The 12,773-nt window shown below is 56.8% G+C and carries 11 protein-coding genes; 7 read left to right on the top strand and 4 right to left on the bottom strand.

All coding sequences use genetic code 11. The features are described from left to right. Positions 1–26 precede the first annotated feature (26 nt). Positions 27–1,241: a beta-ketoacyl-ACP synthase I gene (gene fabB, locus B6S09_RS06045; protein ID WP_094277606.1), complete on the top strand. Its 1,215-nt coding sequence runs from the start codon at positions 27–29 to the stop codon at positions 1,239–1,241. A gap of 161 nt (positions 1,242–1,402) precedes the next feature. Here fabB and B6S09_RS06040 read toward each other — a convergent pair whose 3' ends face one another. Beyond that, complete coding sequence (locus B6S09_RS06040) at positions 1,403–2,161, bottom strand: phosphatase PAP2 family protein (RefSeq protein ID WP_094277605.1); 759 nt, start codon at positions 2,159–2,161, stop codon at positions 1,403–1,405. A 114-nt stretch (positions 2,162–2,275) separates the two neighbouring features. On the opposite strand from B6S09_RS06040, the gene B6S09_RS06035 reads away from it, so the two are divergent. The 6 genes from B6S09_RS06035 (at position 2,276) to B6S09_RS06010 (ending at position 9,419) form a co-directional block, all read left to right on the top strand. Next, complete coding sequence (locus B6S09_RS06035; protein WP_094277604.1) at positions 2,276–3,406, top strand: 4-phosphoerythronate dehydrogenase; 1,131 nt, start codon at positions 2,276–2,278, stop codon at positions 3,404–3,406. Between the two features lie 117 nt (positions 3,407–3,523). Continuing rightward, positions 3,524–5,731, top strand: coding sequence for a FimV/HubP family polar landmark protein (locus B6S09_RS06030; protein ID WP_244900100.1), 2,208 nt, complete (start codon positions 3,524–3,526; stop codon positions 5,729–5,731). A 105-nt stretch (positions 5,732–5,836) separates the two neighbouring features. Continuing rightward, positions 5,837–6,628: a tRNA pseudouridine(38-40) synthase TruA gene (truA, locus tag B6S09_RS06025; RefSeq protein ID WP_094277602.1), complete on the top strand. Its 792-nt coding sequence runs from the start codon at positions 5,837–5,839 to the stop codon at positions 6,626–6,628. A gap of 76 nt (positions 6,629–6,704) precedes the next feature. Further along, complete coding sequence (accD, locus tag B6S09_RS06020; protein WP_094277601.1) at positions 6,705–7,568, top strand: acetyl-CoA carboxylase, carboxyltransferase subunit beta; 864 nt, start codon at positions 6,705–6,707, stop codon at positions 7,566–7,568. Beyond that, the gene (gene folC / locus B6S09_RS06015; protein WP_094277600.1) at positions 7,568–8,824 is read left to right on the top strand and encodes a bifunctional tetrahydrofolate synthase/dihydrofolate synthase; all 1,257 of its coding nucleotides are present in this window, start codon (positions 7,568–7,570) and stop codon (positions 8,822–8,824) included. Before accD ends, folC begins: the two co-directional genes overlap by 1 nt. Before the next feature lies 1 nt (position 8,825). Then, the gene (locus B6S09_RS06010) at positions 8,826–9,419 is read left to right on the top strand and encodes an SPOR domain-containing protein (protein WP_094277599.1); all 594 of its coding nucleotides are present in this window, start codon (positions 8,826–8,828) and stop codon (positions 9,417–9,419) included. 64 nt (positions 9,420–9,483) lie between these two features. Here the strand turns inward: B6S09_RS06010 and B6S09_RS06005 are convergent, their stop codons facing one another. The 3 genes from B6S09_RS06005 to B6S09_RS05995 form a co-directional block, all read right to left on the bottom strand. After that, on the bottom strand, positions 9,484–9,813 hold the full coding sequence (locus tag B6S09_RS06005; RefSeq protein ID WP_094277598.1) for a TusE/DsrC/DsvC family sulfur relay protein: 330 nt from the start codon (positions 9,811–9,813) through the stop codon (positions 9,484–9,486). 25 nt (positions 9,814–9,838) lie between these two features. Further along, on the bottom strand, positions 9,839–11,974 hold the full coding sequence (yccS, locus tag B6S09_RS06000; RefSeq protein ID WP_094277597.1) for a YccS family putative transporter: 2,136 nt from the start codon (positions 11,972–11,974) through the stop codon (positions 9,839–9,841). A gap of 106 nt (positions 11,975–12,080) precedes the next feature. Next, complete coding sequence (locus tag B6S09_RS05995; RefSeq protein ID WP_094277596.1) at positions 12,081–12,740, bottom strand: Bax inhibitor-1/YccA family protein; 660 nt, start codon at positions 12,738–12,740, stop codon at positions 12,081–12,083. Between the last annotated feature and the right edge of the window lie 33 nt (positions 12,741–12,773).

Here is a 12,773-nt window from a genome sequence, read left to right as displayed (position 1 = left end):
CCAAATTGAAACAGTAGGAACGATAGATGAGAAGAGCAGTCATTACCGGTATCGGTGTGGTCTCCAGCATTGGTAACAACAAGGAAGAGGTGCTTGAGTCTCTCAAAGCCGGCCGCTCCGGCATTTCTTTTTCCCAGCAGTTTGCCGACCATAAACTGCGCAGCCAGGTCTGGGGCGACATCAAACTGAACCCGTCCGAACACATCGATCGTAAAGTGATGCGCTTTATGGGCGACGCAGCCGCGTTTGCCTACCTGTCCATGGAACAGGCTATTGCCGACGCTGGTCTGGACGAAACTCAGGTGTCAAATGAACGCACCGGCCTGGTCACCGGCTCCGGCGGCGCATCCTCCAAAAACCAGATTGAAGCCTGTGACATTCTGCGTGAAAAAGGCGTACGTCGTGTGGGTCCTTACATGGTACCGCGTACCATGTCGTCCACCACCTCGGCCTGTCTGGCTACTCCCTTCAAGATCAAGGGTATCAATTACACCATCAGTTCCGCCTGTGCTACTTCCGCGCACTGCATTGGCCATGCGCTGGAGCAAATCCAGATGGGCAAACAGGATGTGGTCTTTGCCGGTGGTGGTGAAGAAGTAGACTGGACCCTGGCTCTGCAGTTTGACGCCATGGGTGCTCTGTCCAGCAAATATAACGACACTCCCGAGCTGGCTTCACGTACCTACGACGCCGGCCGCGACGGTTTTGTTATATCCGGTGGCGGCGGCATGGTTGTTGTGGAAGAACTGGAGCACGCGCTGGCCCGCGGTGCCAAGATTTACGCTGAAATCACCGGCTACGGTGCCACTTCCGACGGCTACGATATGGTGGCTCCGTCCGGCGAAGGTGCAGTACGCTGCATGAAGCAGGCCATGGCGACGGCTGCTCATCCGGTGCAATACATCAACACGCACGGCACCTCTACTCCGGTAGGCGATGTCAAAGAGCTGGAAGCCATTCACAGCCTGTTCGGCGACAAGGCTCCCTACATCTCTGCTACCAAGGCCATGACCGGTCATGCTCTGGGTGCTGCCGGTGTGCACGAGGCGGTTTACTCTCTGCTGATGCTGGAGCACGGCTTTATCGCGCCGAGCATCAACATCACCGAGCTGGATGAAAAGGCCCAGGGGCTGCCCATTGTTACCGAATATCAGGAAGCCGAGCTGGATACCGTGATGTCCAACAGCTTTGGTTTTGGCGGTACCAACGCCAGCCTGGTGTTCAGCAAGTACAAGGGCTGAGCCCTGCAGTCATAAAAAAGCGCCTGCGGGCGCTTTTTTATTTTTCGTGATTAAGCGATGAATGCTAAAAGGGTTGGGACTCGTCCCAACACTGCGCCGATGTTGACTGAAGCAACAGTGGGGATTGCCGAGCGTCCCAGGGGGGCTCGAAGCGTGTCGGCTTAGCGCGCGTTCTCAGGCTGACTGCTCAGCCGCTTATCCAGCACCACAAAGGCCCAGGCGCCGGCACTGCCGAACAGCACACCCAGCACGCTGCTGGCAAGAATATCCACCGGCCAGTGCAGGCCCAGCAGCAGGCGTGAATAACAGACAGCAACGGCCCAGCCGGCAAGGGTGAGCATCATCCAGAGCGGTTTATGGCGATAGCCCAGCATCAGGCAAAAAAAGCCGGCAATGGTCATGGCCGCAATGGAGTGGCCGGAAGGAAAGGAATAGTTGACCTCTTGCTGCCAGTGATGTTTCAGCCAGCCCGGTATCTGGGCTTCACTGACGTTGCTCAGGCTTTGCTGGAGTTGTTGTTCCCGCTCTGCTTCGGGGCTGGCATAAAAACGGTTGCTGTCGGCCAGTTTTCCCTGTTGCACCAGCCAGAGTACATAGGGTCTGGGCTCTTTAAAATAAAGCTTGGCGGCGGTCTTGGTCACAAAAGCCCCGCCCAATGCGGCAAACAGGCAGAAAAAAAACACCAGTAGTTGCCTCGGCTGGCTGCGCCAGCGGTGTAATATCAACACACTCAGCCCAAGCAGGGTAAAGCCAATGCCCAGCTTGCCTACGGTCAGGGTCATGGCGTAGGCGAGCAAGGCAGGCAGCTCGTCCAGATCCAGCAGCGGAAACCAGTGCCATTCCCACTGCCAGGCAAGGCTGGCCAAGGCTACCGGCAGAATCAGCAATACGGCAACATACAACAGCAAACGCAGAGTCATTGATGAACCTCAAAAAAATGCAGGGCAGCAGCTTAGCAGAAAGCCGTGAACGGTATCAGTGAAGCGGTATCAAGGACAGAGTACAATGGCCTCGGATTTGACAAGGAGATAACCATGAGAGTGCTGGCCGATGAAAATATGCCCTTTGTTCAGGAGCTGTTCGGGGAATGGGCCGAGGTAATAACGCGTCCGGGGCGACAGCTGCAGGCGGCCGACTTGCATGATATTGATGCCTTGCTGGTGCGCTCAGTCACCCATGTCAATGAAGCGCTGCTGAGTGACGCCCGCCGGTTGTCGTTTGTGGGCACGGCTACCATTGGTTGCGACCATATTGACACCCACTTGCTGCAGCAAAGGGGCATTGTCTTTGCCAGTGCCCCAGGGTGTAACAAAGTTGCCGTGGGCGATTATGTGCTGGCGGCGCTGTTGCGTATTGCTACGCATAAAAACTGGCAACTGAAAGACAAAACTCTGGCGGTGGTGGGGGCTGGTAACACCGGCTCAGAAGTGGCACGCCGGGCGGAAGGGCTGGGTATGCGGGTATGGCGTTGTGATCCGCCCCGGGCCGATGCCGGTGCGTCGGGTCTTGTCGATTATGCACAGGCGTTAACCGCCGATGTCATCAGTTTTCATGTGCCCATTACCCACGAAGGGCCTTACGCTACACACCATTTGCTGAATGCGCAGCACATTGCCCGACTGAATGAGCATCAGGTGCTGATTAATGCCTGCCGGGGGGATACCTGGGACAACCAGACGTTGCTTGCGCGCCAGCAAGGGGAAAAGCCCCTGACGCTGGTGATGGACGTATGGGAGCATGAGCCCAGGCTGCTGGCTGAGCTGGTGCCGCATGTGCTGATAGCCACGCCCCACATCGCCGGTTATAGCCTGGAGGGCAAGGCCCGGGGCACGTTTGCCCTCTACCGGGCCCTGTGTCAGCATATCGGGCAACCTGAACGGCACTCGCTCAGTGACTTGCTGCCGCCGCCGGGCGTCCGTGCCGTCAGCTTGCAGGCCGCGCCGGAGCAGCACCGGCTGGAGCAGCTGGTGCGACTGGTCTATGACATTGAGCTGGATGATCGCCGCTTTCGCCGTGGCCTGGCCTCGGGGCACGCAGGCTTTTTTGATCAATTACGCAAGGAATATGCGGAGCGCAGGGAGCTGGGATCCTTGTTATTAAGCGATGGATGGGTGGATGCACGCCTGGGATTTAAGACTTTGGCGTCAGCGGCCGATAACCATTAACGTAATATGCTGACAGATAAGTTCCTATTGGCACTGTTTTTTTCTACACTTGTGCCATGGTCAGCCGGGTAGCTCTTCATGCCGGCCAGAGTCAGAATAAGGGATATCAACGATATAATGAAAAGACGCCGACCACCGCTTTATTCCGTGCTGGCCCTGTGGCTGTGCTGTACCCTGCCGGTAACAGCACAGGAATTTTATATTGAGCTCAGGGGCCCCGAAACACCAGTGGCGCAAACTGCCGCTGAGACGCCTGCAGCGCCAGTGACGGTGCAGGCCCGCCGGCACGGGCCTATCCGCTCCACCGATACGCTCTGGTCTATTGCTGCTCAGCATACGCGGGCACCAGCTACTGTACAGCAGACCATGGTGGCACTTTACTACCTTAATCCCGGAGCCTTTGTGCGAGGGAACATCAATTACCTGCAGCGGGGGGCAATGCTCACTTTGCCCACGCTCAGCCAGGCACAGCAACGCTCCCCCCGTGAAGCAGAAACCGAATTTCGCCGTCTGAGTCGCCAGGGTAACCGTGCCGTTACCCGGGCACCGGTCAGTGAGTCCAACACCAGAGCCGCAGCTGCACCGAAAGAAGCCAAACCGGCCCCGTCGCCTGCTCCGGCCACTGCACCAGCAGTCGCTTCCCCCCCGGTGGTGGCGAAAAACGCCCCCCAGCCAGCTGACAATGGACTGAGCGAGCCCCGTGCGGCCAGCCCTCGGGCACCGCAGCAAACCACGGCGGAGCAAGCGCCATCCGAGACGGTGCTCCGGCAGGCTTCTGCTCCTGTTACAGAAGATATGCCGGCGGGTAACCCGGAGCGGTCCGAGCAGGTTGCGCTGGAGCGTTTGCAGGCGCAACTGCTGGATGAGCTTCGTGAGCAGGTGGCCATGTCCAATGAACAACTGGCTGAGCTTGCCGATAATAATCAGGTATTGCGCCGGCGTCTTGGGCAGCTCACTGCCGAGGTAAATGAGCTGAAACTGACCAGAGTCGATGAAGCCGCAGCCCCGGCAGTTGCGACTGGGGAAAGCGCTGGCTGGCTTTCCCAGATCCTGAAACAGCCGGTCAATCTGGCCATGCTGCTGACCTTGCCGGCCTTACTGCTGCTGGCGCTGTTTACCCTGTGGTGGCGCAAGCACACTAAAGAGGATCTGGCAGAGCAGGAAAAGACGTCTTCTGAGCTGATGATGGATGAAGACAATAACGACTTTGACGATCTGTTCGCGGTTGATTTCAACACCGATGAGCAGCAGAAGGAGAAAGACGCCGAACTGCAGTCTGAACCCGAAGCTGAAATTGATGAAGATGCTTTTGCCCGTTTTCTGGAAGAGCAGCAACAACTGGAAGAGCAGGAAGCGGCAATGGGGCAGGTGGCTGAGCCGGCTGAAGAGGCTCTGTCTGATGAGATAAGACCGGAGGATGAGCCCGAAGCACTGTTCGATGATGCGGCCAGCGGCGAACAGGCCGATGCGCTGTTTGATGATGCGGCCAGCCGTGAGCAGGCCGATGCGCTGTTCGATGATGCGGCCCGCCGTGAGCAGGCCGATGCGCTGTTCGATGATGCGGCCAGCGGCGAACAGGCCGATGCGCTGTTCGATGATGCGGCCCGCCGCGAGCAGGCCGATGCGCTGTTCGATGATGCGGCCAGCCGTGAACAGGCCGATGCGCTGTTCGATGATGCGGCCCGCCGTGAGCAGGCCGATGTGTTGTTCGATGATGCAGCCGGTCGTGATCAGACCGAGACCTTGATGGATGATCAAACCGTCCAGGATGAAATGCTCAGCGACGACAAGCCGTTATCGTCAGAGCTGGCCAACGACGTGGCGGACTTTTCCCGGGCCGGTGACAATATCACTTCTGATGATATTAATGCCGCCTTTGATAACGAGCTGTTTAATCTGGATGAGACGGCAGCGGTGCCTGCAAGTGAGCGCCCTGCACCGGACTCTCTGGCCGGGCAGGGAGCTTTCAGTGATTCCGTGGCCGGTGATTTTGACGATATCCTGGCTGAAACCCTGTCAGACAGGGAAGCCGACGCCTTGTTGTCGATGCAGGCCACGGATAATGGCACGACGTTAACACCGCAGCGGGATCCCATGCTGCGTCAGGAGCTGGATGATTACGCCGATCTGCTGGGGAACGCCCAGGGTGTGGATATCGACGTTGATGAAGGGGGCATGGGTGCCAAGCTGGATCTGGCCCGGGCCTACATTGAAATCGATGACTTCGACAGTGCCCGTGAGCTGCTTAACGAAGCGCTGGAAAGAGGCAATGAGCAGCATCAGAGTGATGCCCGCAAACTGTTGCAGCGCCTGGACAAGCGCTGAGTGGACAGGATGATTTAATGCTGACGCTGCCGGCCGCTTGCGGCCGGTTCTTCATTTTGCGGTAGCAACGGTTATAATTGTCCTCTTTTTTTCTTGGAACTGAATATGCGCATCGCCCTTGGCATAGAGTACGACGGCAGCCGTTATTACGGCTGGCAACGGCAGCGGGAAGTTCCCAGTGTCCAGGAAGAGGTGGAAAAAGCCCTTTCAAAAATTGCCGATCATCCGGTAGAGGTGCAATGCGCCGGACGCACCGATGCCGGCGTGCATGGCACTGCGCAAGTGGTGCATTTCGATACTCGCGCCAGCCGTCCTGATGGTGCCTGGACTCTGGGGATGAATGCCAACCTGCCGCCGGACATCGCCGTGCGTTGGGTAAAGGCCGTACCCGACGATTTTCACGCCCGCTTCAGCGCCACCGCCCGTCGCTATCGCTATATTATTTTCAACCATAATATGCGTCCGGCCATTCATGGTGCCGGCGTCAGTCATTATGCCGGTCATATTGATGCCGGCAAGATGCATGAAGCCGGTCAGTGCCTGCTGGGCGAACGGGACTTCAGTGCCTTCCGGGCCGTACAGTGTCAGTCTAAAAGTCCGTTTCGCAATATTATGCACCTTAACGTGCAGCGCTTTGGCCACTATATTGTGCTCGATATCAAGGCCAATGCCTTTTTGCATCATATGGTGCGAAACATTACCGGCACCCTGCTGAAAGTAGGCATGGGTGAAGCCGATGGTGCCTGGGTACAGCAGGTGCTGGAAGGGCGTGATCGCAATCTTGCCGGGGTCACGGCCAAGGCCGGTGGCCTCTATCTGGTAGAGGTGGATTACCCGGCGGAGTTTGCGCTGCCTGCGGCCATTCCCGGGCCGTTGTGGCTGCCGGACCAACTGTAATTTTTATCAACCCGCAGCCAAATGTATGATTTAATGACCGCTGCGCGACAACCACGAACCATGATTAAGGATTTCCATGAGCTGGCTTGAGAAAATTCTCCCCAAGAACAAGAACATCGGCGTTCGTCGCCATAATATTCCGGAAGGAGTCTGGACCAAGTGCGCCCAATGTGAGCAGGTACTTTACCGTGCCGAGCTGGAGCGCAATCTGGAAGTCTGTCCCAAATGTGATCACCACATGCGTATCAGTGCCCGCAACCGCCTCGACAAGTTTCTTGATCAGGACGGCCGGGAAGAGCTGGGGGCCGAGCTGGAGCCTCAGGACATTCTGAAGTTTAAAGACTCCAAACGTTACAAAGACCGCATTTCTGCCGCGCAGAAGAGCAGTAATGAAAAAGACGCCATGGTGGTGATGAAGGGTACGCTGCGTGGTCTGCCGGTGGTGGCCTGCTCCTTCGAATTTGCCTTTATGGGGGGCTCCATGGCTTCTGTGGTAGGTGCCCGTTTTGTCAAAGCGGTTGAGGCTTGTCTGGAAGAAAACCGTGCCCTGGTCTGTTTTTCTGCCTCCGGCGGTGCGCGTATGCAGGAAGCCTTGATGTCGCTGATGCAGATGGCTAAAACCAGTGCAGCCCTTAACCGGCTGTCTGCCGCAGGCCTGCCTTATATTTCGGTACTGACCGATCCCACCATGGGAGGCGTGTCTGCCAGTCTTGCCATGCTGGGGGATGTTAACGTGGGCGAGCCCAAAGCCCTGATCGGGTTTGCCGGTCCCCGGGTGATCGAGCAGACCGTGCGGGAAAAACTGCCCGAAGGCTTTCAGCGCAGTGAGTTTTTGCTCGAGCATGGTGCCATCGATATGATCATTGATCGCCGTGAAATGCGTGATCGCCTGGCCGGACTGATTGGCAAGCTGATGAACCAGGAGCCGCTGGAAATCTGATGTCACACTCCGTCGCCAAGCCGCACAGTCGGTCGCTGGCCGAGTGGCTGCATGTGCTCGAGAACCTGAATATGGCTCACATTGAGCTGGGGCTGGAGCGCATGCAGCAAGTTGCAGCCCGGCTCGGCTTACTGTGCCTGCCGTCCTATGTGATCACCGTCGGTGGGACCAATGGTAAGGGCTCTACCTGTGCGCTGCTTGAAAGCATGCTGCGGGCGGGCAGCCATAGTGTCGGCGTCTATTCTTCCCCTCATTTGCTCGACTACCGGGAGCGGGTGCGCATTAATGGCCGCTTTCCTGAAGAGCAGGCCTTTTGCGATGCCTTTGCCGCTGTGGAAGCCGCCAGGGGTGACATTGCGCTCACCTACTTTGAATTTGGCACGCTGGCGGCACTCTGGTTGTTTCGTGCCGTGCAGCCCGATGTGGTATTGCTCGAAGTGGGGTTGGGGGGCAGGCTTGACGCGACCAATGTGGTGGAGTCGGATCAAACGGTAATCACCACCATTGCGCTTGACCATACGGACTGGCTGGGCAGTGATCGTGAAGTGATCGGTTTTGAAAAAGCCGGCATTCTGCGAGCAGGCAAGCCCGCCGTTTGTGGGGACCCCGATCCCCCTGCCAGCATCGCCAGACAGGCTGACAGGCTTGGCACGCCGATGGCGTTCAGTGGTCGTGATTTTCACTGGCAACGGCAGGGTGAGCACTGGTCATTTACCAGCCCGCAAGGGACGCTGCAGCACTTGCCGGTACCCGGGCTGCCACTGATGAATGCCGCCACGGCGTTGGCCACCCTGGCCGCTTCTCCTTTTAAGTTGGGGCAGGATGCCATTGCTGAAGGCTTGCGGGAGGCCAGACTTGCCGGCCGGCTGACTGAGCTTGAACCCGGCTTGTGGGTGGATGTGGCCCATAACCCCGAGTCGGCAACTTATCTGGCATCGCAGTTGCCTGGCGGAAAAGGCAACATTCATGCTGTGGTGGGGATGCTCAAGGACAAAGACATGACGGCAACACTGGCGGCATTGCAGCCGCTGGTAACGCACTGGTATCCGGCCTCTCTGACAGGCCCGCGTGGGGCCAGCGGTACAGAACTGGCCACGCTGCTAAAACGGGAGCATCATCATTTTGACTCGGTGACAGCAGCATTGCAGGCAGCGTTGGCGGCCCGAGCCCCCGGCGACAGCGTGATTGTGTTTGGTTCGTTTTTTACCGTCGCCGAGGCTCTGGCCTGGCACGGTACTCAACAGAAGGAGTGCTGAGGTGGCAACACAGTTTCAGCATCGCCTGGTGGGTACCATTATTCTGGTGGCACTGGGGGTTATTTTTTTACCTGATCTGCTGGATGGCAAGCAGCCGGACATGCCTGAAGAAGTGGTATCCATTCCGTTGCGGCCGGAGCTTGAACCAGCACAAGCTGTGGTGGCCAAGCCTGCTGCCAGCGCTGAAACCTGGACACTGGAAGAGGTCAAGGAAGCACCTCCCGAGCCGCCTGCTGTTGTTGAGCCGCCGCCAAGAGTGGTACAGGTTACTCCACCGGCTCCGGCAGCGGAGCCCGTCAGACCTGCACCGGCACCCAAACCCGTGATTGAGAAAACACCTGCCCCGGCCAAGCCGGCACCTGCGGGTGGCGACTTTATTGTGCAATTGGGTGCGTTTCGCAATGCCGATAATGTAAACGCGCTGGTGCGGAAGCTGAAGGCTGCCGGCTACCGGGTGCAGACTGCTCCTGCCGTTCCCCGCCAAGGGGAGCTGAACCGGGTATGGGTGGGGCCGGATGCCAAAGCCAGGTTGGAGCAGCAGTTGCCGGCACTGGAGCGTCTTACCGGGTTGAAGGGAAGGGTGATGGCCAAATAAACCGGCCTGGTCAGTATTGTGACTCCGGCTTGTCAGCCGGGATCACGATACTGATACCCGTCACTTATATACACTTCACCGGTTTGGGCAGACCGGCCAGCTTGGTTGCCTGCTTGGCAGGGCCTTTGGGAAATAACCGGTATAAATAACGACTGTTGCCTTTATCTTCCCCCAGCTCTTTGGCCATGGCTTTAACCAGTGCCCGAATGGCCGGCGAGGTTTTGTACTTCAGGTAAAACTGACGCACAAACAGGATCACTTCCCGGTGCTCCGATGTCAGGTTAATCCCCTCGGCTGCTGCCAGCAGCTCAATCATGGCAGGGCACCAGTCTTCATGGTTTTTTAAATAGCCCTGCGTATCAGTTTCAACAGGGCGGCCTTCAAATTCAAACATGCAGTCTCCTTTTTCCGGCATTATTTTACCCGGACAGGCGGGGTTGTGCATCCTGCTCCACACTTTCTGCCAGCTGATACAAATCGTTCACCAGCAGCACCATATTGTTATGCAGTTGCCTGGCCAGAATGTCCTGCTCTTGCTCTCCTTCTATTGCTATTACCGGCAAGGGGGGCTGCTTTAACAAGCCGTTTTTATTTGCAAGGGCGTCGGCTGCGGCACACAGTCTTCCGTTCAGCTCGTCAACAAAGCGGGGAGGCAATACCAATCCCTGATCCCGGTGCACACCCAGCGTGGATAAATAGGACAGCAAGGTATGATTGCGATAGGCAATTTCAAAACAGGCATTCAGCCAGTGCCGGGATACCGGCTCCACCCGGATGTTTTGCCAGGCCTGAGCCAGCTTATTGTCAGCGAGATGTGCTTGTTTACGGGCAATACGGTAAGACAGGCTGTTTTTGTGCTCGCCAGGGGAGTGCTGGCTGATGGCGTTAAGGTAACCTGCATTGGCCCGCATGGCCTCGGCCAGCAGCTGAGGCAGGTGCCGGCGTTGCCAGTCGGGCCAGATATACCATACCGCCAGATAAGCCAGTGCACAGCCAGCCAGAGTATCAAGAAGTCGGGGGAGCAACACCGGTGCGCGTTCGGTTCCTTGCAGGTTGAAGGCCAGCAGTACAAACAAAGTAATAAAGAAGACGGCCCAGCTGTAATGCACTCTGACCTGGGTAAAAAAGACAAAGGCGCAAACAAGCAGAATCACCAGCTGGCTTTCTACTGATGGGAACAGCCATAGCAACGGCAGCGCCGCGACAATGCCGGCCAGTGTGCCCAGAGTTCGCTCACTGAGACGCTGACGAGTGGCGCTGAAACTGGGCTGACAAACAAACAGGCTGGTCAGCAATATCCAGTATCCTCGCTCCAGCTCAAGGATGGTGATCATGGCGTACCCCAGTGCAACGCACACGCTAAGGCGGACGCCGTGACGAAACAGAATGGCATTGGGATTTAATAATGCCCGGAGTCGCTCGCCAAGAGGCTGTTGCACCGGGCGAGCCAGCTCAACACCGGCACTGCCGGCATCAGCGGAGGGGGGGCGGGCTGTCAGTGCCTGAGCTTGCAACAACGCCTGATGAACACGCGCCATATTGCGGGTTAAAAAGCGCAGCGGGCTCATCAGTTCGGAAGAATAGTGGCGACGTAAATGACTGTAATCGAGCTGATCTCTCAGTGCTGACAACTCCCAGCCGATGCGTTTTCCGGCGTCATAAGGACGATGGGTAAGAATAGCCAGACCCAGTCGGTAACAGGCTTCGCCCAGCTCAGCCAGCAACACCTGGTAGCCGGTCAGCACTTCTGCTTGGCTCAGGGCGTGATTCAGTTGGCGGTAAGAATAATGACTGGAAGCAGCCTGCTCGTGCATGCTTTGTACCAGTAAGTATAAATCCAGCAGTCGTGCCAGCTCAGTGTCTTCCTTGTCCTTTTGTAAACGCCGGTTCAGCATCTGCTTGGTCAGTTCCAGGCTATTTACCAGCTGAATGTTGAGTTGTGCCAGCTGGTGACGAAGCCCCTGATGCAACTCATCCGGGCTGTCAAAAAAGCGTGATTTGGCCAGCAAATAGCGGGAGAGCGCAAAATAGCATTGTGCCAGTTGTTCATGGACTGGCTTGTAGGGGAGCAGTATCAGGATCAGCCACGATAATATTCCATACCAGGCTGCACCGGCGGTAAGCAACAGCGGCTGATACCAGAAATAGGGGCTGTCTATGTGTCCCTGCATGGCATAAATGGATACCAGCAGGGTACCAAAACCGAGTTTGCCTGCTGCCTGGCCCCAGGCACCGGCCAGGATCAGGCAAAAGGTGGCCAGTACCAGTACCGGACCAAATAGCCAGGGAATATCAATCAGCACGGTAACTCCGGTTACGGCGCCAAAAAAACAGAGCAGTCCCACTGTCAGCTGAGCCAGTCTTGGCCCGGGGCGGTGATCGATTTCGCTCAGGGCTCCGGCCATGGCCCCCAGGCTCAGAGTGACTGCCGCCGGGACCTGTTCTAACCACCAGCCGCCCAGCAGCAAACTGGCCATTGCCAGCATCACCTTGAGAGCAAAGAAAAAATGACTGTCGGTAAAGATGCGTCTCAGCCATTGGCTGAAAGAGGGCATGGTATGTCTCTAGTAAAAAACCAGCTTTAATTATACTGGATTGTCCGGTGAAACGGAGGGATAAAAAAGGCGGCTTACGCCGCCTTTGATGGTTCTGGCCGGAGGGTTAATCGCGGCTCATACCCAGCAGTTGCAGCAGGCTCAGGAAAATATTGAAAATGGACACGTACAGGGTCACTGTGGCTGAAATGTAGTTTTGTTCACCGCCATGGATAATGGCGCTGGTCTGCATCAGAATGGCACCAGATGAGAACAGAATGAACAGGGCGCTAAGGGCCAGGCTCAGTGCCGGTAGTGCCAGGAATATATTGGCGACAAAGCCGACCAGAATAACAACAAAGCCGGCCATCATCATGCCACCCAGAAACGACATGTCCTTTTTGGTGGTCAGCACATAGGCCGACAGCGCCAGAAAGGTAAGTGCGGTGCCACCCAGGGCCAGCATCACGGTTTCGGTACCCGTACTGGTACTCAGGTAATAATTAAGGATAGGGCCAATGGTGTAACCGGTAAAAGCGGTAAAAGCAAAAATAAACAGAAGGCCCAGACCGCTGTTGCGGTTGCGCTCAGTCAGGTACATCAGACCGTAAAACCCGACCAGGGTAATAATCAGGCCTGGGTGCGGCAGGTTCATCATGGCGCTGATGCCTGCAGACAGAGACGCGACCACCAGGGTCATACCCAGCAGCATGTAGGTATTGCGTAATACCTTGTTGGTTTCCAGAGCACCGCTCTGAGTGCGGGAAAGGGTATTGTTGTAACGCATGATCCAGACTCCTTACGTATCTGACTCAAAGTA

Origin of the sequence: Oceanimonas baumannii (assembly GCF_002245495.1) — a bacterium.
Lineage (GTDB): Bacteria > Pseudomonadota > Gammaproteobacteria > Enterobacterales > Aeromonadaceae > Oceanimonas > Oceanimonas baumannii.
This window is presented reverse-complemented; position numbering and strand designations above follow the sequence as displayed.